This is a genomic window from Bartonella sp. DGB2, from assembly GCF_046843095.1.
Classification (GTDB): domain Bacteria; phylum Pseudomonadota; class Alphaproteobacteria; order Rhizobiales; family Rhizobiaceae; genus Bartonella.
Genome location: NZ_CP177329.1, coordinates 274,589 through 299,235 on the forward strand (window position 1 = coordinate 274,589; position 24,647 = coordinate 299,235).

Genomic DNA, 24,647 nt, shown 5'->3' on the forward strand with positions numbered 1-24,647 from the left:
TGATTGATGATTTTTCTTTGCAAATGGGGGCAGAGGGCGCTTATGGATACAAATAAAATAGGGTGGTTTAGTGTGGTGGTTGGGCTAGCACTTGTGGCCTTAAGTGGTGCTAGTTGGGGATATGATGCGCCTACAGATAAACCGCAATTCATGCAACGGCCGCCCGCGCCTTTGCCGGCGGGGAGTTATGATGCCGCTTATGACCATTATTTAGCGGGTAACTATGCGTTTGCCTTTCAATTAGCTTTAGCGCGTGCGCAACAGCGCGATCCGCGCGCTCAGGCTCTATTAGGGGTTTTTTATCTTGAGGGTACGGTGGTGCCTTTTGATGGGGCTTTAGCGGCTTTGTGGTTTGGGCGCGCTGCTAAGCAAGGTGACCCACAGGCGGCTTTGCGTTATGGATTGATGCTATTTAATGGCCAATATGTCCCACGTGATCCCAAGCGTGGGCGTGAATTTATTCGCTATGCAGCTTTATCTCATTTGCCAGAAGCCTATTTTTATTATGGTCAACTTTTGTTAAAAACAGCTTCATCAGATGATGATCTTGATAGAGCGCTTGATTGGTTTTTGCGGGGGGTCACTATGAATGACCCAGATTCGCTTGTTGCAGCAGCGGGAATCTTGGCGGAAGGGACACCTCAACATCCTAGGGATGAGAAAAGAGCGCGTAGTTTTTTACGTCAAGCAAGCGTACAAAATTATCCGCTTGCTCAAACGATCCTTGCGCAATGGTTGATTGATGGACGTGGTGGGTCAAAGGACAGCAAAGAGGCTTTATCCCTTTTGCTTTCAGCTGCACAACAAAATATTCTTGCTGCGCAGATCGCCTTGGCTCGCTTTTATCGTGATGAGGCGGATAAGGTGGTTGCCGCTGCTTGGTATTTTCTTGCGAAGCGGACGGGTGTTACGACGCCCGATCTTGAAACCATGCTCCAGACCCTCACTCCGCAAGAGCAAAAGCAAGCGGTCGCCCATGCTTTTCGCTTGCAGCCGCCGCTTTGAGGTTTTTGCCCTTGCTTTGTGTGCCGTTTTATGATCAGAAACCCTAGCCCGTCGCTAACAAATTGATATGGGATAAGATTATGAAGATTAATGGTAATGAAATTCGCCCTGGCAATGTGATTGAACATAGCAATAGCTTGTGGGTCGCTGTGAAATGTAATGCTGTGAAGCCTGGTAAAGGCGGCGCTTTTAATCAAGTAGAGTTAAAAAACTTGCTGGATGGCACTAAACTAAACGAACGTTTTCGTGCGGCAGAAACAGTGGAAAAGGTACGGCTTGAGCAAAAGGATTTTACCTATCTTTACGAACAAGGTGATGCTTTGATCTTTATGGATTCAGAATCTTATGAGCAATTGGAATTGCAAAAAGATTTTGTAGGGGATCGTGCTGCGTTTTTGCAAGATGGCATGACGGTGACTGTCGAGCTTTACGAAGAAAAGCCTATTGGTATTTCCTTGCCTGATCAGGTGACTTTGGCCATAAGTGAAGCTGATCCTGTGGTGAAAGGACAAACGGCTGCCTCTTCTTATAAGCCTGCTATTTTGGAAAATGGGATTCGTATTTTGGTGCCGCCCTTTGTCTCAAGTGGGGAAAAGGTGGTGGTTGATACCAATGAGTTAATTTATTTGCGGCGTGCCGATTAATGGCGTCGGTTCTGCATTTATAGGGGTATTTTATGGCACGCTCGGCGATAATGAATGTGATGGTTCAAGCGGCGGTGAAGGCTGGCCGCGGCTTGATTCGCGATTATGGTGAGGTACAAAACCTTCAGGTCTCTTTAAAAGGTCCTGCAGATTATGTGAGCCAAGCTGACAAAAATGCTGAGAAGCTGATTTTGAATGAATTAGCTAAAGCGCGTCCTACATATGGATTTTTGATGGAAGAGAGGGGCGAGATCGCTGGTGAAGATTCGCAACATCGCTTTATCGTTGATCCGCTTGATGGTACGACCAATTTTCTGCATGGGATCCCTTTTTTCGCGATTTCTATTGCGCTTGAGCGGCAAGGTACGATTGTTGCGGGTGTGATTTATAATCCAGCTTCGGATGAATTATTTACCGCTGAGCGGGGAAATGGTGCTTTTTTAAACGATCGTCGCTTGCGGGTGGCAGGGCGCCGTCGTTTGGAGGATTGCGTAATTGCGACGGGTATCCCCCATTTGGGTCGTGGGCAACATGGACATTATTTGGTAGAATTGCGCAACATTATGCAGGAGGTGGCTGGTATACGGCGGATGGGCTCTGCGGCTCTTGATTTAGCTTATGTGGCCGCGGGTCGATTGGACGGATTTTGGGAGGATAATCTTTATGCTTGGGATATGGCTGCTGGCCTTTTGATGGTACGTGAGGCGGGAGGTTTTGTGAGTGATAAGGACGGCGGCACAGCCATTTTTGCTAAGGGAAATATTATTGCTGGTAATGAGTCGATCCATACGGCTTTGCGTAAAACCTTAAAAAGACCAGTGTAAGAGGCGTGGCTTAGGTTTGTTTGGAGCTTTCCCGTCGCGTAAATAGGGCTACGTCGTAGAGCCTTTAGCCTGTAGGAGAGGTAAAATAGCGATGGCAAAGAAATATTTTGGTACCGATGGCATTCGTGGTAAAGCTAATTGCTTTCCTATGACTCCTGAGGTTGCTATGAAAGTAGGAATGGCCCTAGGTATTTTATACCGTGGAAAAGCGCACTATAATCGGGTAGTCATTGGCAAAGACACGCGTCGTTCGGGCTATATGATTGAAAACGCTTTAGTGGCTGGTTTTACTGCAGCAGGCATGGATGCGTTTTTATTAGGCCCCACCCCCACCCCCGCCGTTGCTATGCTATGCCGATCTATGCGTGCGGATTTAGGAGTGATGATTTCTGCTTCTCATAATCCCTTTTATGATAATGGGATAAAACTGTTTGGTCCTGATGGTCATAAGCTTTCTGATGCGTTAGAAAAAGAGATTGAAGCGTTGCTGGAAAGCGATTTAACCGGCGATTTAGCGCGCGAGTCAGCGATTGGCCGTGCTAAGCGGGTGGACGGCGATATTTATCGATATATTGAGTACGCGAAGCGGACTCTGCCGCCTTTGGTGGGGTTTGATTCCATGAGGATTGTTGTCGATTGCGCGCATGGAGCTGCTTATAGAGCGGCGCCTTTGGCTTTGGCTGAATTAGGGGCGGATGTAATTGCCATTAATGATGTGCCCAATGGTATAAATATTAATCAAAAATGTGGTTCTACTCATCCAGCTGGCTTGATGCGTAAGGTGCATGAAGTGCGTGCCGATGCAGGAATTGCTTTGGATGGGGATGGCGATCGCGTTTTAATGGTTGATGAGACTGGTAGCCTTATTGATGGCGATCAATTACTGGCGGTAATTGCTAGTCATTGGCAGACTTCTGGCCGCTTAAAGGGCGGTGGTATTGTAGCCACTTTGATGTCAAATCTTGGGCTTGAGCGCTTTTTAGCTGAAAAGAATTTAACACTTGCCCGTACCGCTGTTGGGGATCGCTACGTGGTGGAGCATATGCGGCGTTATGGGTTTAATGTGGGTGGTGAGCAGTCAGGACATATTATTTTATCCGATTTTGGTACGACCGGCGATGGACTGGTCTCGGCTTTACAAATTTTGGGTTGCGCTGTGAATACTAATCAGCCCCTTAGCCGCTTGTGTAAAAATTTCACCCCCGTGCCTCAGATTTTAAAAAATGTGCCTGTTGGTATAGGGAAGCCTTTGGATAATCCTAAAATACAAGCGATAATTAAAGAGGCTGAAAGTGCATTGAAAGATAAAGGTCGGTTACTGATTCGGCCCTCGGGGACAGAACCTTTGATCCGAATTATGGCTGAAGGAGATGATCCTATATTGATTGCGCGTTGGGTGGATAACTTAGCATATGCCTTCTCCCAAAATAGCGACGTATAAAACTTTTTTAAACGTGCTGTTTATGTTTGCCTGCTCTGAAAAGCGTGGTGTATTTTTCGCCAAATATGGTTAATCCCCTGTCAACCAATTTTCGGTATAACTTTTCAAAGTAGCCGTGGTGGCAACAATGAGAGATAGTTTATGAATAAGTATGGTAGATGGCTGTCGGCGATTTTTTTTCTGTACGCAAGTGGTATGGGGCAGGCGTTTTCAGACAGAGGAGCGGGATCGGGTTCTGACCGTTTACCTCCTGATTCCTCTTCTTTGTATTCGGGGGCTTTGGTAGGACAACTTGTGACGGAGCAAGCGCTGCCGGAAGTAGTAGTCAGTGACCAAGTGAGTCTCTTTTATGCGCGCCTTGATACAGGGATTGCTTTTGTTAAGGGCTCTGCAATTGTAAATTCCACTCAAATGGGGAGCGCTTTTTTGCCAAAGCAGTCTTTTATTGAGGTGGGGCTTGGTTACCGTGTGAATGATTTATGGCGTGTTGATACTGAAGTGGGTTATGGAGCGGCGATTAAGCGTTTGCCAAAAGCGGGTGAAAAGGCCGCAGATATGGAAAAGGTGGGTGTACATGCGAGCCTTTTTTCTTGGACGCTTAACACTTATTTTGATCTTTTTACCTTGTGTAACATTACCCCTTATGTAGGGGCTGGGCTAGGAGTTGTAAGTGAAAAATTTTCTTTTGAGAGGGATGATCACAGCTGGCGCGGACAGTGGAATATGTATGCTGGACTTGGAGTGCATATAGGTAGTAAAACTGCTCTGGATATTGGATACCAATATCAGGATGAGATTCCTTCAATTGTAGGGCAAAGACTAACTATTTTCGAACCTAGTCATAAGCTAAGAGCTGGATTGCGCGTCTTTTTACCCTAGAAGCAAAGGATAATACGCAATAATCCGAGCGTTAAATAAGGGTATGACCGAAATATTAGCGCTTTAGCTTCGGGGGGGTGGCGACCGAGGATTAGCGGTTTCGGCGTTTAAGCCAAAAGGTCAGACCTGCAAGGCTTGCGCTAGTTATGAGAGCAATACTTGCTTTATGTTGCCAATTTTTTGTGCGTAATTTCTTTTTTAGAAAGTGAGAAAGGCCGCCCGCGCTGCTTGCCATAAGTAAAGTGTTCTTTTGCTTTTGCCAAATGTATTTCGCTTCTTGTTGCTTTTTCTTACTGGTGACGCGCGCAAATAGGATACCTATAATGGCTATGAGCAACCAAAAGGCGCTTAGCCCCCCCGCCGCCCAAAGTGGAGCAGAAAGGTGACTAAGAGCTATAAATACCATCACTGATAAAAAGAACAAGGCAAAAAGTCCCGCAAGAGCAGCTATCCCATAGGCCATTGATTGGTTACGCAGGCTTTGAACCTTTGTTTGGATTTGGTTGCGTAAAGCACCGCTTAACAGGGGGACAAAAAGTTTGAACATGAGATCTACCGAATGATAAGAGCTAAAAGCGCCCCTACACCAAGGGCTGCGGCAAGGCTGGCTTTAGGATTTTCTTTGACATAGTCGCAAAGATCGCTTTCAAACGAGCCCAATTTTTCTTTGGCTTTATCGACAAATTCGCTGCCATTTTCTTTGGCTTTGTTGTAAATGTTTTCGGCTTTATCTTTTGCGCTGTTTAATTTTTCAGCACGTAACTCTTCTATGGTTTTTTTTAATTCGGCTAATTGGTCGCGCAATTGATTGACTTCGGTCTTGTTATCGCTACCAGCGAACTTTTGTGTTTCGTTGATCATAATTAGGTCTCTTTTGTATTTGGTTGTTGTGTTATCTGACGCTGTGCGCCCCGTGCATCTATAATGATTGTGCAAGGGGTTTGTTCCAACTTTATACAGCTTTATTGATGATTATTACATAGATCACAGGCGCGGTGATATTGTATCAAGCTATGCTATGCTGAGGGAGCTCTACATTATAGGCTAATATGACTTGTTTTATCATATTATTTTCGCTAATGAAAATGAATAGCAGTAAGTCGCGGGTGGCGTCTGAGCCATAAAGATTATATGAATGAGCAAGGGTAGGTAAAACTTGAAATGAGGCGATTTTCTCAGGGCATTTTTTTGCAATCTATGGCTATAGTGGCGGGGCTTTTGTTTAGTCTTTATGGAGCGTATGCCGCGGGAAATGAGGAGCTGGCAGGTGATAGCCTTTCATTTCAAGCGAATGCTCTTTCCCTATCTAATATGTTTTTACAGGCTGATTGGCTGGTTAAGGCAGTTATGATTGGTTTAGGATTTGCTTCTTTACTGAGCTGGACGGTAGCGATTGCAAAAATGATGTTGTTGCGCCGTTCTCAACGTGAACTTGCTTTTGTGGCTGATCATTTAGCCCGTGCACAGAGGTGGGATGATGTCGCGGCGTTGGTTAATGTCCCGTCTGCCGTGGTAGAAATTTTGTTGATGCCAGTGGAGCGCGAATTACCTATTTCTTTGCCGTTAATTGCTGCAAGCGGTAGCGCTGGATTGAAAGAGCGGGTCGATTCTTTGCTTGTTCGGGGCTCTATACACATGGCGCGCATTCAGGGAGCAGGCATGGGGGTTTTGGCAACGGTCGGAGCCGTTGGGCCATTTGTGGGACTTTTTGGTACGGTATGGGGGATTATGAATGCGTTTATTGGCATTGCTGACGCACAAACGAGCAGCCTTGCGGTGGTGGCTCCTGGCATTGCGGAGGCGCTCTTTGCTACGGCGCTAGGGCTTTTTGCCGCTATTCCTGCGGTCGTTCTTTATAATCGCTTTTCGCGTGCTATCACAATTTATCGACAGCGTGTGCAGGATGTATGCGCAGCACTTTCCCGTTTGGTAAGTCGTGAATGCGACCTATATCAAGCGGAGCATAAGGGTTATGCGATGCCTTTTCGGGAGACCGTTCAATAATGGCTTGTAATTTTGGCGAAAATAATGGTTGTGACGGAGACGAAACTGCTTTGCAGGCGGAGATGAATGTTACGCCTTTTATTGATGTGGCTTTAGTTTTGTTGATTATTTTTATGATTGCTGCGCCTTTAGCTACCAGTGATATTCCGCTTGCTTTGCCAAAGGCAAGCCGTGGCGAACCTTCTACGCCCGCGCCGATTTATCTTACCATGCAAAAAGATCAAAGCCTTTATTTAGAAGGTCAGCTTATTGAAGCTACGGTTTTGCCAGCGGCTCTAGCGGGGAATCAAGCACAGAAGATTTTGATTCGAGCTGATAAGGAGGTGGATTATGGTAGCGTCATGGCGCTACTTAACCAATTATCGGCGGCGGGTTTTCATCAAGTTGGCCTTGTAGGCACACGCGATTGAGGGCAAGGGGCATTTCTGCCCCTTCTGCTGTTGTTGTTAATGGTGGCCAGTTGAGCCATAGCCATTGCTACCGCGTTCTGTTTGGCTTAATTCAGCACTTTGGTAAATTTCAGCTTGCGGCGCAGGTGCTAAGACCCCTTGTGCAATGCGCATTCCGTGTTCGATGACGAAATCTTCTTCACCATGGTTTATGAGGAGGATTTTTATTTCGCCCCTATAATCACTATCCACAGTACCAGGCGTATTTAAACAAGTAATTCCATATTTGAGGGCTAGGCCTGAACGCGGACGGATTTGAATTTCATAGCCAGAGGGAATCTCAAAAATGAGACCAGTAGGTACTAAAACTCGTTTACCTATTTTTAGGGTAAGGGGTGTTTCATCTTTAAGTGCAGCACGTAGATCAAAGCCAGCAGCACCAGCGCTTTCATAAGCGGGGAGAGGGATTGATTGGCTGGTTTCAAGACGCATAATAGCAAGTTTTGGGCGGGATGAATGGGTCATAAAGTCCTCTTTCAATTAGGTTATGCATTGCCAATTAGGATACCGGTGGCAAAAACCAAAGCCCCGCCAAGAATGACTTGCAAAGAAGCACGCCAGAAGGGAGTATCCATATAGCGATTTTGGATAAAGGCAATGGCCCATAGTTCGATAAAGACGATGATAAAGGCCAATGTTGTTGCGAGACGAAAATTGTTAATCAGATAGGGTACGGTATGGCCAAGCCCGCCAATGGTCGTCATCATACCACTTGCGATCCCTCGTTTGATCGGTGAGCCGCGTCCAGATAATTGGCCATCATCATGCGCGGCTTCAGTAAACCCCATGGAGATACCTGCGCCGATAGAGGCAGAAAGACCTACGAGGAATGTCTGATGTGTATTATTGGTAGCGAAAGCCGCGGCAAAAATAGGCGCTAAGGTAGAGACAGAGCCATCCATAAGGCCAGCAAGACCAGGTTGGACCCAAGTGAGGAGTGTTTGCTTGCGTTCATGTGCTTGCTCTTTCTGCTCTATGGTTTCAGGTGTATACTGGAGACGAAGGGCAAGAGCAATTTTTTGGTGGCTGCGTTCTTCTGAGGCAAGATCGCCCAATAATTTTCGGGTTTCTGCGTCTTGGCTATGCTGAGCGGCTTTTTGATAAAAGCGCGCGGCTTGCTCTTCCATCCGAGCGGCTGATTCACGCACTTTTTCGATTGAAAGGGGGCGGATCAGCCAATCAGCGGGGCGGTGATAGAAGTCACGTACATGTTCGCGTCGAATGAGAGGGATATGCTCTCCAAAGCGTCGCCGGTAAACATCAAGTAGGCGGCCACGGTGGCGTGTTTCTTCGGCAGCCATTTTTTCAAAGATTTTGGCACTATCGGGGAATTGTTGTTTTAATCCATCAGCATAATCAAGGAAAATCTTTTCATCTTCTTCCTCGCATGAGATCGCCAACGCTAGGATTTCTTGCTCCGATAAGTCTGCAAAGGCTCGACGGCTTGGATTCTTAAAAAGGCGATTGAACATGGTTTTGACTTATCTTTTGAGCGTTGAATATAGCCGTTTGATTGATGATACGTACATTTCTAGAGGTTGATCGGCAATTCTGACGGCAATTGTTTCTGTGTTAAGAAGATCAAGCTTATAGCTTTTTTATAGTCCACTTACCCTAAAGTTCCAACATGATGAAACATAAATTTTTTACAAAAGATGGCTTTGTTATTATTGGGGTGGGTTAGTTTGCCTTTTGAAGGTGCCCCATAGGGCGATCATACCTAGTACAAGGCTAGCTATAGCACCCCAACCGGCAAAGGATAGACCAAGGAAGCGTCCCGCTGCTACATCGCAGGCTACGGGAGCAGTGGTGTTGCTGAGGGCGTCAATAAGGGTGGCGGCATTTTGGTGAAGATCGTTCATACTTGCAGTACAACTGCTTGGCCCTTCCCAAAATTTATATTCCACTCCTGCATGATAGAGTGAAAGCCCACTATTATAGAACATTAAAAAGGCTGTAAGTAAAAAAAGGATGCGCACGATTTTACCATTGATATTTTTACTTGCGCGTTCATAAGCGGCAATCATAAGGGGGATGGCGATATAATAAGCATTTCGTTCTTTAAGGCATAATTCGCACGGACTATAGCCGCCAATCGTTTGCGCTCCCCAAACTATTGCGAGGATGAGTATCATCAAGAGGCTCAACAAAGAGGCTATAGTTTTAGGGTGAGATGGTGTAAGCTTTTGCAATAATAGCGGCATACGATCATCCTTTCTTACTGATAGTAATGATAACAACGGATCATGGGATTTTATATATAAGGGAGCGGTGTAGAGAACCCATAAAGATGGTTGGCTAACCAAAACAGCGCCCATACTCCTACAATGGTAATAAAGCCTGCTAAAGCAAACCATTTTAAACGTGGCAGAATGTAGAGGTGTAGTACTTGGCCGTAGCGTTGAATTAACCAAGCAAGGAAATAAAAGCGGGTAACCCGTGTAAGGAGTGTGATGGGGATAAAAAATATAAGTGGAAAATGCAAAGCGCCAGCTAAAATCGTGATGATTTTAATTGGGGGTAGGTGAAAAAAACCTGATGACAAGAGGAGTAGCACCATAATGTCGGGGGTAGCATATTGTGCAAAGGCATTAAAACTTTCATCTTTACCATAAAATGTAAGAATGGGGTGGGCTAGTGTTTCATAGGCAAAGCTTCCCAGAAACCATCCAGAAATGCCGCCTAAGGTGGAAAAGAGGCTTGCAATGAAAGCATAGTGATAGGCGCGGTCACGGCGCAAAAGCGCTAAGGGGATAAAGAGAATATCAGTGGGTAGAGGAAAAACAGAATTCTCAATAAAGGCGATAAAGCAAAGCCAAAACTGAGCCGCCTTGCCTTTTGCACGCGCAATCATCCAATGGCGTAAATTTCTGAGCATGGCTTTGGTCTTTCTTATTTTGTGGCTTTCGCTGATGTTGGGCTATCTTTAGAGCATTTTGAAGATGCATGAAATCATAAATAATGGGCGTGCTTTCTTTATTTGTCTATCAATCGCATGTCTGTAAGAATTTTTATGGCTTTTATAAAAACGGTTGACGCAACGCGTCTTCTCGGTTAGATCATCCCTACCGGCTTTATAAACTGCACGATGCGGGTGTGGTGGAACTGGTAGACGCGCCAGACTCAAAATCTGGTTCCGAGAGGAGTGTCGGTTCGAGTCCGACCACCCGCACCACCTATTTAGTTCGTATGCGAGAGCAATTTATCACGATGGGAGAGGGGAATGCAAAAGGTGCTTTTTACCTTATACCACAATCCCCGTTGCTCTAAATCACGCGCGGCTTTGGCAGCGCTTACTGCGCATGGGATTGAGCCTGAGATCGTCGAATATTTAAAGGTTCCTTTAGTACCTATGCAATTATTAGCATTGGCAGAGAAAGCAAAAGTACCATTTCGTACGTTTTTACGTACAAAAGAGCCGCTTTTTGCCGCGCTTTCTTTGGATGACCTTACTCTCACACCAGAGGCGCTTGCACAAATCGTGTGTGCGCATCCAGAACTTTTAAATAGGCCTATCATTGTGGGCCCAAAAGGAGCTGGACTTGCCCGCGATGAAGCAAGTCTTGCGGCGCTTTTACCCTAAATTTTAGCTATGTACTTAGTGTTGACCAGATAAAGGAAGGCAAGGTTTGGCTTGCAGAGCTCGCTATGTTACTTAAAGTCAGCTGCTGGGTAGATTTGGATTAAAGTACCAATATAGGAAACGATTGCAGCGTTTGAGCGGCGATGTCTTCTGCCTAAGCGATATATTAGAAAGTAAGGCTAAGGCTTGATGAGAAAGGCTGGGCGTTGCTTTTATTGCTTCATGGCGTCGTTCGTTATAAAATTGATTGACTAAATCGGGATTTCGTAGAAAAGCTTTTGGTGTTGCAACATCAGCAATGAGATGTTTGCTCCACATGTTTCCTTGTCCACGAAAGGTTGCAAGGCTTGATTCAGCTGAAATGCCAGCGCCGGTAGGGATAATGGGTGTGGGAGGTAGTTTGGGAATTGGGGTTGTAGTAAAGTAATGATTCCCGTGCGGGAAAACTATGCTTTAATTTTGCTAAAAAGAACAAGGATTTGTTGTCTTGGCGTTGAATAGTGATCATAAAAAAATTTTGCGTCACAAAGTTGATGCGGCTGATCTTGCTTTAGTACTTCATTGTCGTGAAGATCATGCGGGGTGGGCGCATGCTCATATTGTTTATGCAGAGGCTCTTTTGGAGCTTGCAGAAGCTGAAGATGATGATGAGCATGCTTTAGATGCTTATCAACAGGCGATACGATCTTATGAACAAGCGCTAAGGGTTTTTACCAAAAAGCAGGATTTTAGCCGCTGGGGGGGCGTTATGGTCTCTTATGGGCGGGCATTGCGTTATTATGGGGCGCGGCTTGGCGATCAAGAGGGATGTTTGCACCTTAACTATGCCTTACGGCTTTTGAACGAGGTTGAAGATGCATTGCCGCAAAAGGAGGGTGATTTTGATCGTGCCTTGGTACGTGTGGAAAAGGGCTATGTGCTGCGGGCGCTCTCTAATAATGATCTTGCTCGGGCGCGTTTGGGCCATTTAATTAAGGCGCTTAGCTGTTTTAATGCTGCAGCTCGGGTATTGCGGGCTAAGGAAAGTTTTAAGCATTGGGCTCTTGTTAAGGCTGCGGCAGCTTTAGCAGCTTTGGAATGTTCTTACTTGGAGGAGCAGAGTAAAGCTCGTGCTTACTTGGAGCAGGCTGTGGCCGATTTTGATGCAGCGCTCGCTTATTACCAGCCTGATTCGCATCCTTATGATTGGGCGATTATGGAGTTTGAAAAGGGCCGCGCCTTGGTACAGTTAGCAATGATTGACCCGCGTGAGAAACGTTATGCAACCGTGAAAGAGGCGGTGGCGCTTTTTGAAAACGCGAAAGAGGTTCTGGCCGAGCAAGCTTTGGAAAGTACTATTTTACGGCTTTATAATGAAATGGCGTTTGCTCTTTTATTGCTTGCCCAGCAAGATGCTTGCCATGATCAGTTTGCAATGGTGGAAAAAGCGGCGCATCTATATCAAGAGATGATTGCGCTTGCTGAGCAAAAGGGAAATGAATTATTCGTAGCGGGACTTTACGGTAGTTTGGGCAAAGCGTTTATATTCTTGCTAAATCTCGTTGATAAAGAGGAGGATATAACAAATTACCGCAGTCAAGCTGTCGAAGCTCTGCGCAAAGCAGTCATTAAAGAACTAGCTTTTGCGCGTCCTGTGGAGTGGCTTTCTTATTCGTTGGAATTGGCTGTAATCTATCAAGCAGAGGCGATGGATGCTCCTTTGGGCGAAGCGCAAAAATTGTTACGGGCTGCACTTGCGATTTATAATGAGGCATTTGAGAAAATACCTGTCAACCAAGCGGCAGATTTACGACCGCGTTTACATCAATGGCGCGGTTTTTTATGCGCGCGGTTGGGGCAGATGGTTTTTAATGAAGAAGGCTTACAGTTACTGCAACAAGCGGAAGAAGACTTTACCGCTCTGCTCGAGATTAAAGAGCTTAGTGATGACGATAGGGCGCGTTTTTGTAATCATTTAGCGCATGCGCTGTTTGCGCGCGCGCGCCGTTTTGATTGCGATGAGACCTGCACTCTTTTGCCGCGTGCTGTTGACTTGGTGGCTTCGGCAGCAGCTTTTTTTGCCCAAAAGCAAGCTGATATTTCTGATTATGATTATTTGGAAGAATGGTTGGATTCTACGGTGCACCACGCACTTTTTCTTTGGCGTTTCGCAGATTTTTGCGAACATATGCCGGCTTTTTTAGAGGCACAAAAAATTTTTGAAGAGCTTTTAAATTCAGATCCTGTTAAAAAGGATTTGAAAACTTTTTTAACGCTTAAAATCAATTACGCTCTCTTTTTAAAAGATTTTGGTGCAAAAGTAGAGAAAAGACGAGCGCGTTGTTTATTACTTGCTGCTTTGGGGCATTTGCGGAGCGCTGTGAATGAAGCGCGTGTAGCAGGCATCCCCCTGCATAAGGTAAAAATTAAAGCCGACTGCAAGGACATAGAAGAGCGATTGAAGGCCTTGCAGCCGTGGTTTTGGCGTTGGTGGCCGCATAGGAAAGGCGACCCGATCCTATAGGTGTTTAGCGCTTTTCCTCAGGAGCTTTTGAGGCAAGGATGAGGCGATCAGAGCCGCAGCTGATTTCAACAAGATTACCATCACGGATATCGCCCATGAGTAGCTGTTCTGCTAACGGATCTTGCAGTTGCTTTTGGATGACCCGTTTCAGAGGTCGTGCCCCATAAGCGGGGTCATAGCCTAGATCTGCTAAGAAGTGGCGAGCATTTTCATCAAGCGCCAAGGTGATTTTGCGTTCATTAAGTAATTTTTGTAGATTCTGCAATTGGATATCCACGATTTTATCCATATCTTGGCGCCGTAGGCGGTGGAAGAGGATAATTTCATCAATGCGATTGAGAAATTCTGGTCGAAAAGCCGCACGCAAAGCACCCATGACTGCTTCGCGCCTTTTATCGACGGTATCGTTTTCTTGCAAAGCAGTAAGGTGTTCGGCTCCAAGATTCGATGTCATGATGATGAGTGTATTGCGAAAATCTACCAGATGGCCCTGGCTATCGGTGAGGCGCCCTTCATCTAAGACTTGTAAGAGTATGTTAAAAAGATCCGGGTGAGCTTTTTCAATTTCATCAAAGAGGATGACCTGATAAGGACGACGACGCACGGCTTCAGTTAAAATTCCACCCTCTTCATAGCCGATGTAGCCGGGCGGGGCTCCGATGAGGCGCGAGACCGCGTGTTTTTCCATATATTCTGACATATCAAGTCGTAAAAGCGCGCCTTCATCTTGAAAGAGGAAGGCAGCTAAGGCTTTGGTGAGTTCAGTTTTACCGACTCCTGTAGGGCCTAAGAAGATAAAAGAACCAATAGGGCGGTTGGGGTCTTGCAAACCAGCACGAGCACGGCGTACAGCTTTTGCTACCGCTTGCACCGCTTCGCCTTGGCCTACTACCCGTTGACCTAATTCATCTTCCATACGCAAGAGGCGCTCGCGCTCTCCTTCTAACATACGCTCGACGGGGATACCTGTCCAGCGCGCGATAATACCAGCAATATGCTGGGGGGTGACGGTTTCTTCAACCATTGAGCTTTGATCTTCTTGCTTTTCTGCTTCTTGTAGTTGCTTTTCAAGACTGGGGATGGTGCTATAGGCAAGCTCACCCGCTTTTTGAAATTCTCCATTGCGCTGGGCTATGGCTAATTGGTTGCGAGCTTCATCTAGTTGTTTTTTTAGATCGGCGGCAAAACCCAATTTTTGTTTATCTGCCTGCCATTTGGCGGTGAGAGTGTGGGATTCTTCTTCCAGTTGAATCAGTTCTTTTTGTAGGCTGTCCAAGCGTTCCTTAGAAGCGCTATCGGTCTCGACTTTAAGCGCTTCTTGTTCAATTTTTAGTTGCATGATGCGACGGTCTAATTCGTCTAGCTCCTCAGGTTTGGAATCGACTTGCATCCGCAAACGCGCCGCAGCCTCATCTAAAAGGTCAATGGCTTTATCAGGTAAAAAACGGTCACTGATATAGCGGTTGGAAAGGGTGGCAGCCGCAATGAGAGCAGAATCGGCAACGCGCACTTGATGATGTTGTTCATATTTTTCTTTGAGGCCGCGAAGGATAGAAATCGTATCACTTATGTTTGGTTCGTTGATAAAAACTGGTTGGAAACGCCGGGCAAGTGCGGCATCTTTTTCTACATATTGGCGATATTCATCCAAGGTGGTTGCACCTACGCAATGGAGCTCTCCTCGAGCGAGCGCTGGTTTGAGAAAATTCGAAGCATCCATAGCGCCATCACTTTTGCCGGCTCCAATCAACGTATGCATTTCGTCAATAAAGAGGATGATTTGTCCATCTGCGGCTTGCACCTCAGACAGGACAGCTTTTAGACGTTCTTCAAATTCGCCACGATATTTGGCACCAGCGATCAAGGATCCAAGATCAAGAGCAAGAAGACGCTTATTGCGCAAGCTTTCGGGTACATCACCATTAATAATGCGCAAGGCCAAACCTTCGACAATGGCAGTTTTGCCTACGCCTGGTTCCCCGATGAGAACGGGATTATTTTTGCGTCGGCGAGAGAGCACTTGTATGGCGCGGCGGATCTCTTCATCGCGGCCTATAACGGGATCAAGCTTACCTTCTTGAGCATCTTGGGTGACATCACGGGCGTATTTTTTTAAAGCGTCATATTGGTTTTCAGCCCCAGAACTATCGGCTGCCTTCCCCTTGCGCAACGCATTGATAGCGCTGTTGAGTGTTGCGGGGGTCAGCCCAGCTTGTTTTAAGATTTCAGCGGTTTTGCTACTTGGTTCTTGTAGGAGGGCTTGTAGGAAGCGATCCACCGTGACGAATTGGTCATTGGCTTTTTGGGCGAGGGTTTCGGCTAGTGAAAAGGCTTTGGCTAGGGGCTGGGATAGGTAAAGTTGATTGCTTGTCCCTTCTATTTTGGGTAAGGCATGCAGGGCGGATTCAAGAGCTATTTTTGCTTTAGTTACATCGCCTCCCGCATTCTGGATAAGGGACACGCATAGGCCTTGGTCGTTGTCAAGTAAAGCCTTTAGCAAGTGTTCGGGCATAAAATATTGGTGATTGTGACTAAGGGCGTAACTTTGAGCCGATTGAATGACGCTTTGTAGTTGTTCACTATATTTTTGTATATCCATTGCACTCTCCTAGTCCCTTCACGCGCCCATTATGAATGGGCTTAGGTTTTATTCATATGGGCATGGTCGAAAAAGATACAAGGGGACTGTGTTATCGTGCTTAGCTGTCTTCATTATCTTCAGAAAAAGGTCGCCCTGGTAGGCGATAGGCTCCTGATAGCCAGTGGTGAAGGTCTATCTCTTTGCAGCGTTTGGAACAAAAAGGGTAATAGAGTCTATGCGTCATCTTTTTACATTGCGGACAGACTTGATTTGAGCGTTGAGATAGGCCTTGTAAGGGTTGAGTACTCATTGATGACCTTGCTGACAGGGAGCTGTGTTCAAAGGTAAAGATTGGGAAGGTAGTTTAAGGTTTTTTTGACCACGAGTCATACAGCGGGTAAGCATGCCGATTGAGCAGGGGTGCGATAAGCTCTAAGGGAAGGCCCACCACTGCACTATAGGAGCCTACAAGACGTGTGATAAATGCTGCTGCCAACCCTTGAATAGCATAAGCGCCCGCTTTGCCTTGCCATTCTTCACTATCTAGATAGGCATCAATTTGTGTGGGGGTTAAAGCTGCAAAGGTCACCCGACTCGTAACGCACTTTTGTGTGAGGTGTTGGTAGGCGGTTGTTTTTCTCTGAACCATTGCATGCTCTTGTGTCTCTAAGAGGCAGAGGGCTGTATGTACTTTATGGGTACGGCCAGAGAGAAGCTTTAAAAAAGCGCGCGCCTCTTCAATATCCGCCGCTTTTGGCAGGATTTTACGACCTACGGCTACTACTGTATCAGCAGCTAAGATAAGACTATCATTGGCGTGGGCAGCATAAGCTACATGAGCCTTTATTAATGCCAAACGTTGGGCAAGTTGACGAGGTCGTTCACCTTTGAGGGGCGTTTCATCAACATTACTTGTATAGACGGCGGCAGGCTCCACGCCGATTTGACGTAAGAGCTTTAGGCGTTGTGGTGAGCTGGACGCCAAAATTAGCCGTTTCATTAGGGAAGCTCTATTTATAACGGTAGGTGATACGGCCTTTGCTAAGGTCATAAGGGGTCATCTCAACGGTGACCTTATCACCTGCTAAGACGCGGATCCGATTTTTACGCATACGCCCTGCTGTGTGGGCGATGATTTCGTGGTCATTATCCAACTTTACTCGGAACATTGCGTTGGGCAAGGGTTCTATAATTATGCCGGAAAATTCCAAAACTTCTTCTTTGGCCATAAATTACCTGTGTATCTGCCATGTTTGGCTTGGTTAGGGACAACCGGCTTATAGGACGGCCGGTTTTGGGAAATGCTGGCTATCTACCAGCTTTATCAGGCGTGGATCTGCAGGTTAATTGATACAGAATCGCGCTTATACCGAGCGCAGTCTATAATATTCTCTTCGATTTGTGAACTATAATTTTATGGGGTAAATCGGGCTAAGATGCGCTGTTTGAGGTCTTCGCGCACTTGACGGTAGGCATGTAAGATTTGGGTGCGCGATCCTATGGCAATGGTTGGGTCGGCTATAGGCCAGTATTCTACTCTGGTGGAAAAGGTTCTCGTTTTCTCTAAGACTGCAGTATGCGCTTTTGGTGAAAGCGCAATGATTAAATCAAAAAAACTATCGTTTAATTCTTCAAGGCCGCGAGGGTGATGATGACGAATAGAAACGGCTTCTTCTTGCAAAACAGCTACGGCGAACGGGTCGGTCTCACCTGGTACAACTCCCGCAGAGGCTACATAAATATTTGGAAAGAATTTATGGGCAAGGGCTTCGGCAATGGGTGAACGCACGGCATTCATGCCACAGATAAATAGAACTGAATGCGGCATGAAGTATGGGGTTTTTTGATTCATTTTACCCCCGCCAGTGAAGTACGCACAGTAGGGTGAAAAGGCGGCGTGCGGTTTTGTCATCAAAGCAGATTTTTCCTTTGAGGCGTTCTCGTAGGATGTGTGCTCCTTCATTATGTAAGCCGCGTCGTCCCATATCAATTGTTTCAATCTTATTTAAAGAGGCACAACGGATAGCTTCATAATAGCTTTCACAAATAAAGGCATAGTCTTTGATCACTCGCCGCAAAGGGTTGAGCGAGAGGATGTGGGTAGTGACCCATTCACCTTGGCTACGGGCAATGTTAAAAATAAGGCGTTTATCAACCAGTGATAGTCTCAACCGATAGGGTCCACCCAGCCTATCCCCCTCGGGGTAGAACTGATTGTCTTCTAACAGGTCAAAAATTGCTATAGCCCGCTCATGCTCGATTTCAGGTGCGGCGCGCCCAATCGTTGCGTCTAGCTCTATGGCGATTAGTCGATTCGCCTTCACGCTGCCTTTCTCCTTCTTGGTGAGGCTCTATCATTTAAGCGTAGATTCGTTCTATCAACGCTCCGCAACGGGACAATTTTTCTTCTAAACGCTCAAATCCGCGATCTAAGTGGTAGATACGGTTGATCAAGGTTTCTCCGCGAGCCCCCAAGCCAGCGATGGCCAAGGTAACTGAAGCACGTAGGTCAGTGGCCATAACTTCTGCTCCCTCTAATTGTTCCACGCCCTCAATAGTTGCTGTTTGGCCGGAAAGGCTGATATTCGCGCCAAGGCGCGCGAGCTCTTGTACATGCATGAAGCGGTTTTCAAAAATCGTCTCAGTAATGCGGCTTGTGCCTTTTGCAATGCTCATTAAGCCCATAAACTGTGCTTGAAGATCGGTAGGGAAGCCTGGATAAGCGGCTGTTTCGATGATAAGGGGGCGTAGTGGCTCATTCCTACGGCTAACGCGCAGCCCGCCTTCTTCTTCGCAAATAGAAATCCCTGCTTGTTCTAGATAGGTTAAAGGTAGACCAAGGTGATCTTTGTTAGCACCGCTTAGTAATACATTCCCCCCTGCTACGCCAACAGCGGCCGCTAATGTACCAGCTTCGATTCGATCGGGGATGATTTTAACCCGAGCACCCCCCAAACGTTCAACGCCTGTGATGGAAATATTAGGCGTGCCGGCACCTTTGATTTTGGCGCCCATGGCTATTAAGCATTCGGCGAGGTTAACAATTTCCGGTTCACAGGCGGCATTGGTTAGGTGGGTTTCACCTTTTGCTAAGCACGAAGCCATAAGCATGATATGGGTGCCGCCTACCGTGACCTTAGGGAAATGATAGGCTGTACCATGAAGCCCTTTGTTAGCCTTGGCGTGGGCGTAGCCCTTTTCAATTTGGACGTCTGCTCCTAAAGCACGCAAGCCTTCAAGGATGAAGTCGACGGGTCGGGTTCCAATGGCGCAACCACCTGGCAAAGAAACAGAGGCTTCGCCCATACGAGCCAAAAGGGCACCGATGACCCAAAAGCTGGCGCGCATTTTTGAGACCATTTCATAGGGCGCGCGGGTGGTAGCAATGTGGCCCGCGTTAAAATGCATGGTTTGAGAATAGCCACATTGTTGTTCTTTACGGCGCCCTTCCATGGAATAATCTACCCCGTGATTGCTGAGGATACGAATCAATTGGTCTACATCGGCAAGGCGGGGTATGTTTTCTAAGGTGAGGGTTTCTTCGGTTAATAAAGAGGCAATCATAAGGGGGAGAGCGGCGTTCTTTGCTCCGGAGATGGGTATAATTCCATAAAGTGGTTGGCCGCCTATGACCTTTATTTGATCCATTTTTTTTCTTTCATTGGTTAGGTGTAGGCCGCTTAGGCAAAGCGGGTGCTGATTTTAAAATTTGTGTATTAGCAGACTCCGTGGCGCGCTCTCGCAATTGTTCTTTACGGCGGCGCAAATTGGCGCGCAATTGTTGCGCCAATCGCTCTTGGCGTTTTGTGTTTTTTTGTTGATCTGTCATGATAAAACCGTATTAAAGGGTTCCGCAAACCTGTTAATTAAGCGGGTACAAACTTTGTAACTTATTGTCACTAAAATTACCAGCTGGCTGTGAATTTGTCTGTAATTTTTTCTAACGTAGATGCGTATAATATCTTGCCTATTTGATCGTAATATGGCAGAAGTCGCGAGACTCATAGAAAGCTGCGGTAGCTCAGTGGTAGAGCACTCCCTTGGTAAGGGAGAGGTCGAGAGTTCAATCCTCTCTCGCAGCACCATATGAAAGGTGCAAGCGAAGTAGGGGAGAGTAGGCTCTGGAACGCACTGTTGTGCTGAAGCTTGTTTTACTTCATGAAGCTGTATGGGTGTGCTTGGAAAGCTGGAATAATTTCGGGGGTCGCTTGTTTTTTGAAAAAAGTTCCATTATATTAAGCGTTAATGGGATTGGTACCTTGTAGAAAGGTTCCGAAATTTGATATCAGCGCAATTTTATGAATGGCTTTACGCACATTCGCCAGATACGCTTTTCAAAAATGTTATGGTTTAGGTTCAGCATTAAAAAATAGCTAGGGGATGGCGTTTGCTATAAATTTTAAGGTCAATATTGTTTGCCGATCAGAGAGACAGAGGTTCTGTTTGATGCTTGATTTGCCTAAACTAAATGTTAGTTGATGACAACCAACCGAAATAAATGAATAATTTAGAAGACCAACATCCAAAAGAGATTATGATGAGGCCACAACAAAATAGGCGTATTCGCGGACGGAATAATGGGAATAATAACCACCGTCGGGGACCTAACCCTTTATCACGCAATTATGAAAGTAATGGGCCAGATGTGAAGATCCGCGGCCATGCGCAACAGATTGCCGATAAATATATAAGCTTAGCACGTGATGCTCATGCTTGTGGCGATCGAGTGATGGCAGAAAACTACCTTCAGCATGCTGAACATTATACGCGTATTATCTTGCTCGCTCAATCGCAGATGGCAAATACGGCTATGCGGGATGAAGCATTTGATGATGGGGGCGATGATGTGTTATCGTCAGATGAGTTTTCTAGCGCAGAGAATATGCAGCCAGGATCTTCTGACGTTGTGATGGAGACATCTGAAGCTTTGGATGCGGCTGCTCTTGAATTAGGGCAACCCTCTCATCTAGAAGATGAGCGCGCGGAAGTGAGGAATAGAGCTGAAAAGGTGACCCGTCGAAATGTACGGCCGCGCCCCCCACGTCAACCAAAAGCGGAGTGTCTGAATCCGTCTGAGCATATGGTGGGTGCCATTGGCTCTGATCTTGCTACTGCTTTTCCTTTGTCTGTGCCTATATTAGACGATGAAAGTGAGCATAAGAATGGGGAAATGAGTACGGAGGTGCTACACCCAGAGGCGGTAGGGGTAGCTGAAGCCGGTAATTTAGAAGAAAAGAAGCCGCGCCGTCGCCGCCTACGTAGTACTAAGGCGGAAGCTAGCCTCTAGGCTCGCAGCTGAATTGAGAGGCTTTTCTGCGCATCTAACATCTTGTCGCAAATTTAATTTTAAAGGGAGCACGAGCGTTCAGCGCTCGTGCTTTTTAATTTACGCGAGAAGTATATTTTATACTATTAATTATCCAGCTAAATAAAATAATTGTGTTGCTATTTTATAACACAATTATTTTATTTATGATAAATTATTTTTTATTATTTATTTATTTTGTTTTCGCCCTATAAGGATTGAAAATTTATATCTTTTTTTATTTTCGGGGGAAATATGAATAGACTTTTTTTTTCAACGCTAACTAGTCTTTTAGTATTAACTGCTCATGTATCTATGGCAAAAGCAGAAGATATTAGGAATAATGATCATATAGATATATCTGATACAAAATACTCTCATGGCCTTGATATTTATAATAGTAAGGGTGAGTTTAATAATATTAATGTGGATTCCGGGGGGCGTGAAATTACTGTTCGTGTTGAGGATGGAAGTAATATCACGTTTCACGGTTCTACTTTTAATGATAGTGAAGACGCTAGGGCTGGTCTTATTATTGATCAAAGCGGTTCTGGGGGCTCGACAGTTACAGTGGATGGCGGGTCGATTATAGGCAAGCGTAGCGGGGTTGAAGTTTACAAAAATGGGAGTGTTACTCTCAATAATGTCAATGTGGAAGGCCAAGTTTTTCTTGCTGATGGTGGTAAGGTTTATGTACATGGTGGATATTATAAATCACCAACGGATTCTGTCGAGACTCTTTTTAATGGCAATTATCTGCGTGGCGGTTTGCTGAAGATTGATGGAGGGGGAGCAGGGAAAAAGACGGTACTTGAGGCACGTGCAGGCGGCATTTCAATTTATCATAGTCAATCCGATGGGGATTATGATGGTTTTGACTTAGATCTTTCAGATTTTGATTTGAAAACAGGATTTGATAGTTTTTCACGTGGCGCGTCAGGGGTGGAAAAAGCGTATGGTATATCCCTTGATTTAAAGGCGAAGGCACGAATATCGAATGGGACGATTCATACTTATAGTAAAAAAGGCTATGGTATAACGACACGAGACCAGGGTGGTGCCTATGATCATGTGATTTGGTCAGCAGAGAATGTAGATATTATTACTGATGGTGAGGAATCCCATGGTATTTATATTGATGGGTCTGATAATCAATATTACAGTACGGCTAGGCTTAAGGACGTAAATATTCGCGTTAACGGGCCGGGAAGCCACGGCATATTCATAAGTGGTGAGTCTAATTTTAGCATGAGTGGTGGTTCAATCACTGTTGCAGGTAATGGCCACGCGGTGCATTTTAAGGGTGGGCAAGAACAGCGTTCTATAACTAAATTTGATGGCGTTAATATTTTTGCTGAAGGTGGTACGGCCTTTTATTCAGAGGAGTATGCTCATAACGTAATTTTCACAGGCGGGAAAGTTTACGCGAGGATTTTAGTTGATGATTTCAATAAGGATGATTTAGGTCGTCTAAACATAGAGTTTCATGATACGGACTTAAAGGGTGCTTTGCGTGGCCCTAGGTCGACGCTTAAGTTGGAGGATGGTACGACCTTAACTCTTGTCGGATTAGAAGGAGAAGTGTCGAGGATAGGGAAAATCTGGTTGGCAGATAGCCATATTATTTTTGGTGAACCAAGGAAAAGTGGTTTCGGTAGTTATATTTTCAATACTTTAATAGTAGGGCAGAACGATTCTTATGGATTTGATGAGAATCAACCGTTTTATAAAGCCTTCGGCACAGATTCTGATATTACCTTTAATGTGTATTATGGGCCTAGAATTGATGGCAAGCAGCTGAGCGATAGGCTAGAAGTTATGGGGGATGTGCGCGGAAAAACTAAAATTAAGGTAAACTTTTTTGGTGATAAGACGTCGCCTGTCTCGACAGATCACAGTCTCTTTGATGTTCCTATTATCCAGGTGTATGGTCATAGTGATGAAGGAAGTTTTGTATTAGCAGGGAATTATGTGACTGATGGTTATACGCCTTATCAGTGGCGGTTATATGGTTATGGTCCTGGATCTTCTGAAGGTGGGGTACCTTCGGGTGAAAGAATGTGGGATGAAAAAGCCGGTACGGGGAAAGATTTTTGGACCTACCACTTGTCCAGAGGGGATAAGGATCCAACGCTGCCATGGTCTGATTTGAAGCCTGTGAAGAGTATGCCATGGTCTGATCTGACGCCTGCGACGTGGCCAAAGGAGATGCCCTGGTCTGATCTAACGCCTGCGACGCGGCCCAAGGAGATGCCCTGGTCTGATCTAACGCCTGCGACGTGGCCCAAGGAGATGCCCTGGTCTGATCTGACGCCTGCGACGCCTTCCGTTCCTCCAAAGCCAGATCCTGTTCCAGTAACGGTGCCACAGGTGGCCATTTATTTGACAGCGCCTATAGCATTGTTTGAAGCAGGGCAAATTCAAATGACCGCGCTTAATGACCAATTGCTAAATCGCTTGCAGGATGATGGTACAGGTGGTGATATAGGGTTTTTTGTACGTGCTTATGGAGCTCTTGGCCAATATAAGTCTAATGTTGTGCGCGATGCAGAAGGTTATGGCGTAGCGTTTAATATTTCGGGTATCCAAGCGGGTGGTGACACTGTTTTGGCCAGAGATGGTGTAAGTGAGGCTCGTTTGGGTCTGGTAGGTGATTACGGGCGTGTAAGCTTGAATCCTTCTGATAAGTTTGGAACAAAGACTTCTACGTTAAACCAGTGGGGCGCACGTGCTACGCTTTCTTATAAGCACGTTAATGGCTTCTATGTTAACGGTTTTGTTGGTGGAGGTGTTTTTAGTGGTGATGTTAACACTGCTTATGAACATGGTTCTAACACTTTATCGGGAACGACCTTAGGTGGCTCGGTGGATACAGGTGTGGTTATGGCTCTTAATGACCAAGGTTTGGCGTTGACACCACAGATAAATCTTACTTACCAACAATTGCAATTTAAGGATTTCCAAGATGTTGATAAGTTTGATGTGAAGATTGCCCCTGTCTCTCAAACGCAAGGTCGCTTTGGTGCTATGCTAAGCCAAACTTGGCATGAGACTGATAGCAAACGTGTAGATATTTATGGGAAAGGTGCCTTTATTCAAACATTTGGTGGAGGCGGTAAAGCGGCCTTTGGGGATGTTGAGTTTGATATTGGTCAATTGGGTCAAGCTGTGGAGGGTACGCTCGGCTTACGCATGCAGGTGAATAAGTTTATGGCGCTATATGGCGAGGTAAGCTATCAACAGGCATTAGGTGATTTTGGTGCCTCCAAACAAGGAGTTAATGCAGGTTTGAAATGGAAGTTTTAGAGCTTTAGCATTGGTTTGAACACGAAGAGGGCGGCTTAGGCCGCCCTTTTTTATGATAAGTTCATGGTTGTGTTGTAGATTTTTCTATTAATGTAGAGAGGGTGGTATTCTTCCTTTTTTTTG

General features: G+C 45.8%; 26 protein-coding genes and 2 tRNA genes. 13 read left to right on the top strand and 15 right to left on the bottom strand.

Annotated features, from left to right (window positions below):
• The first annotated feature begins 42 nt into the window (after positions 1-42).
• The 5 genes from ACK28X_RS10655 to ACK28X_RS10675 all read left to right on the top strand — a co-directional run bounded on the left by ACK28X_RS10655 (position 43) and on the right by ACK28X_RS10675 (position 4,793).
• Entirely contained in the window at positions 43-1,005 is a 963-nt protein-coding gene (locus ACK28X_RS10655) for a tetratricopeptide repeat protein (RefSeq protein WP_412058934.1), read from the top strand.
• Positions 1,006-1,085: 80 nt separating this feature from the next.
• Positions 1,086-1,649, top strand: coding sequence for an elongation factor P (efp, locus tag ACK28X_RS10660; RefSeq protein ID WP_412058935.1), 564 nt, complete (start codon positions 1,086-1,088; stop codon positions 1,647-1,649).
• 32 nt (positions 1,650-1,681) lie between these two features.
• Positions 1,682-2,473: an inositol monophosphatase family protein gene (locus ACK28X_RS10665; RefSeq protein WP_412058936.1), complete on the top strand. Its 792-nt coding sequence runs from the start codon at positions 1,682-1,684 to the stop codon at positions 2,471-2,473.
• A 91-nt stretch (positions 2,474-2,564) separates the two neighbouring features.
• Entirely contained in the window at positions 2,565-3,914 is a 1,350-nt protein-coding gene (glmM, locus tag ACK28X_RS10670; protein ID WP_412058937.1) for a phosphoglucosamine mutase, read from the top strand.
• A gap of 141 nt (positions 3,915-4,055) precedes the next feature.
• Positions 4,056-4,793: an outer membrane beta-barrel protein gene (locus ACK28X_RS10675; protein ID WP_412058938.1), complete on the top strand. Its 738-nt coding sequence runs from the start codon at positions 4,056-4,058 to the stop codon at positions 4,791-4,793.
• Between the two features lie 91 nt (positions 4,794-4,884).
• On the opposite strand, the gene ACK28X_RS10680 is transcribed toward ACK28X_RS10675, so the two are convergent.
• Positions 4,885-5,340 carry a phage holin family protein gene (locus ACK28X_RS10680; RefSeq protein WP_412058939.1) on the bottom strand — a complete coding sequence of 152 codons (456 nt, stop codon included), beginning with the start codon at positions 5,338-5,340 and terminating at the stop codon, positions 4,885-4,887.
• A 5-nt stretch (positions 5,341-5,345) separates the two neighbouring features.
• Complete coding sequence (locus tag ACK28X_RS10685) at positions 5,346-5,654, bottom strand: DUF883 family protein (protein ID WP_412058940.1); 309 nt, start codon at positions 5,652-5,654, stop codon at positions 5,346-5,348.
• A gap of 300 nt (positions 5,655-5,954) precedes the next feature.
• On the opposite strand from ACK28X_RS10685, the gene exbB reads away from it, so the two are divergent.
• Positions 5,955-6,797 (top strand): tonB-system energizer ExbB, encoded by an 843-nt coding sequence (gene exbB, locus ACK28X_RS10690; protein ID WP_412058941.1) that lies wholly within the window; start codon positions 5,955-5,957, stop codon positions 6,795-6,797.
• A complete protein-coding gene (locus tag ACK28X_RS10695; protein WP_412058942.1) occupies positions 6,797-7,207 on the top strand; it encodes a biopolymer transporter ExbD in 411 nt (136 codons plus the stop codon). The genes exbB and ACK28X_RS10695 overlap by 1 nt, the downstream gene beginning before the upstream one ends.
• Before the next feature lie 36 nt (positions 7,208-7,243).
• Here the strand turns inward: ACK28X_RS10695 and dut are convergent, their stop codons facing one another.
• The 4 genes from dut to ACK28X_RS10715 all read right to left on the bottom strand — a co-directional run bounded on the left by dut (position 7,244) and on the right by ACK28X_RS10715 (position 10,124).
• The gene (gene dut, locus ACK28X_RS10700; RefSeq protein WP_412058943.1) at positions 7,244-7,711 is read right to left on the bottom strand and encodes a dUTP diphosphatase; all 468 of its coding nucleotides are present in this window, start codon (positions 7,709-7,711) and stop codon (positions 7,244-7,246) included.
• A 20-nt stretch (positions 7,712-7,731) separates the two neighbouring features.
• Positions 7,732-8,718 (bottom strand): iron exporter MbfA, encoded by a 987-nt coding sequence (gene mbfA, locus ACK28X_RS10705; protein ID WP_412058944.1) that lies wholly within the window; start codon positions 8,716-8,718, stop codon positions 7,732-7,734.
• A 195-nt stretch (positions 8,719-8,913) separates the two neighbouring features.
• On the bottom strand, positions 8,914-9,603 hold the full coding sequence (locus ACK28X_RS10710; protein ID WP_412058945.1) for a disulfide bond formation protein B: 690 nt from the start codon (positions 9,601-9,603) through the stop codon (positions 8,914-8,916).
• Complete coding sequence (locus tag ACK28X_RS10715; RefSeq protein WP_412058946.1) at positions 9,501-10,124, bottom strand: YqaA family protein; 624 nt, start codon at positions 10,122-10,124, stop codon at positions 9,501-9,503. Before ACK28X_RS10715 ends, ACK28X_RS10710 begins: the two co-directional genes overlap by 103 nt.
• A 212-nt stretch (positions 10,125-10,336) precedes the next feature.
• Here ACK28X_RS10715 and ACK28X_RS10720 point away from each other — a divergent pair.
• Positions 10,337-10,421, top strand: a tRNA-Leu gene (locus ACK28X_RS10720).
• A 48-nt stretch (positions 10,422-10,469) separates the two neighbouring features.
• Positions 10,470-10,829 (top strand): ArsC/Spx/MgsR family protein, encoded by a 360-nt coding sequence (locus tag ACK28X_RS10725; RefSeq protein WP_412058947.1) that lies wholly within the window; start codon positions 10,470-10,472, stop codon positions 10,827-10,829.
• Between the two features lie 78 nt (positions 10,830-10,907).
• Here ACK28X_RS10725 and ACK28X_RS10730 read toward each other — a convergent pair whose 3' ends face one another.
• Positions 10,908-11,279: a Sir2 family NAD-dependent protein deacetylase gene (locus tag ACK28X_RS10730; RefSeq protein ID WP_412059128.1), complete on the bottom strand. Its 372-nt coding sequence runs from the start codon at positions 11,277-11,279 to the stop codon at positions 10,908-10,910.
• Between the two features lie 37 nt (positions 11,280-11,316).
• Between ACK28X_RS10730 and ACK28X_RS10735 the strand changes: the two genes are divergently transcribed.
• Positions 11,317-13,332, top strand: coding sequence for a hypothetical protein (locus tag ACK28X_RS10735; protein ID WP_412058948.1), 2,016 nt, complete (start codon positions 11,317-11,319; stop codon positions 13,330-13,332).
• Between the two features lie 4 nt (positions 13,333-13,336).
• Here ACK28X_RS10735 and clpB read toward each other — a convergent pair whose 3' ends face one another.
• The 8 genes from clpB to ACK28X_RS10775 form a co-directional block, all read right to left on the bottom strand.
• The gene (gene clpB / locus ACK28X_RS10740; RefSeq protein WP_412058949.1) at positions 13,337-15,931 is read right to left on the bottom strand and encodes an ATP-dependent chaperone ClpB; all 2,595 of its coding nucleotides are present in this window, start codon (positions 15,929-15,931) and stop codon (positions 13,337-13,339) included.
• 100 nt (positions 15,932-16,031) lie between these two features.
• Positions 16,032-16,223 (bottom strand): DNA gyrase inhibitor YacG, encoded by a 192-nt coding sequence (yacG, locus tag ACK28X_RS10745; RefSeq protein ID WP_412058950.1) that lies wholly within the window; start codon positions 16,221-16,223, stop codon positions 16,032-16,034.
• Positions 16,224-16,277: 54 nt separating this feature from the next.
• On the bottom strand, positions 16,278-16,913 hold the full coding sequence (locus ACK28X_RS10750; protein WP_412058951.1) for a Maf family protein: 636 nt from the start codon (positions 16,911-16,913) through the stop codon (positions 16,278-16,280).
• A gap of 10 nt (positions 16,914-16,923) precedes the next feature.
• Positions 16,924-17,142 (bottom strand): translation initiation factor IF-1, encoded by a 219-nt coding sequence (gene infA / locus ACK28X_RS10755; RefSeq protein WP_412058952.1) that lies wholly within the window; start codon positions 17,140-17,142, stop codon positions 16,924-16,926.
• Between the two features lie 185 nt (positions 17,143-17,327).
• The gene (locus tag ACK28X_RS10760; protein ID WP_412058953.1) at positions 17,328-17,765 is read right to left on the bottom strand and encodes a low molecular weight phosphatase family protein; all 438 of its coding nucleotides are present in this window, start codon (positions 17,763-17,765) and stop codon (positions 17,328-17,330) included.
• Position 17,766: 1 nt separating this feature from the next.
• Positions 17,767-18,237, bottom strand: coding sequence for a UPF0262 family protein (locus tag ACK28X_RS10765; RefSeq protein WP_412058954.1), 471 nt, complete (start codon positions 18,235-18,237; stop codon positions 17,767-17,769).
• 34 nt (positions 18,238-18,271) lie between these two features.
• Complete coding sequence (gene murA / locus ACK28X_RS10770) at positions 18,272-19,561, bottom strand: UDP-N-acetylglucosamine 1-carboxyvinyltransferase (protein ID WP_412058955.1); 1,290 nt, start codon at positions 19,559-19,561, stop codon at positions 18,272-18,274.
• A gap of 10 nt (positions 19,562-19,571) precedes the next feature.
• Positions 19,572-19,742 carry a hypothetical protein gene (locus ACK28X_RS10775; RefSeq protein WP_412059145.1) on the bottom strand — a complete coding sequence of 57 codons (171 nt, stop codon included), beginning with the start codon at positions 19,740-19,742 and terminating at the stop codon, positions 19,572-19,574.
• Between the two features lie 181 nt (positions 19,743-19,923).
• On the opposite strand from ACK28X_RS10775, the gene ACK28X_RS10780 reads away from it, so the two are divergent.
• From ACK28X_RS10780 to ACK28X_RS10790, 3 genes are all read left to right on the top strand, one after another.
• Positions 19,924-19,998 (top strand) — tRNA-Thr (locus ACK28X_RS10780).
• Positions 19,999-20,450: 452 nt separating this feature from the next.
• Positions 20,451-21,200 (top strand): DUF4167 domain-containing protein, encoded by a 750-nt coding sequence (locus ACK28X_RS10785; RefSeq protein WP_412059129.1) that lies wholly within the window; start codon positions 20,451-20,453, stop codon positions 21,198-21,200.
• Positions 21,201-21,473: 273 nt separating this feature from the next.
• Entirely contained in the window at positions 21,474-24,524 is a 3,051-nt protein-coding gene (locus ACK28X_RS10790; protein ID WP_412058956.1) for an autotransporter outer membrane beta-barrel domain-containing protein, read from the top strand.
• Positions 24,525-24,647: the final 123 nt, after the last annotated feature.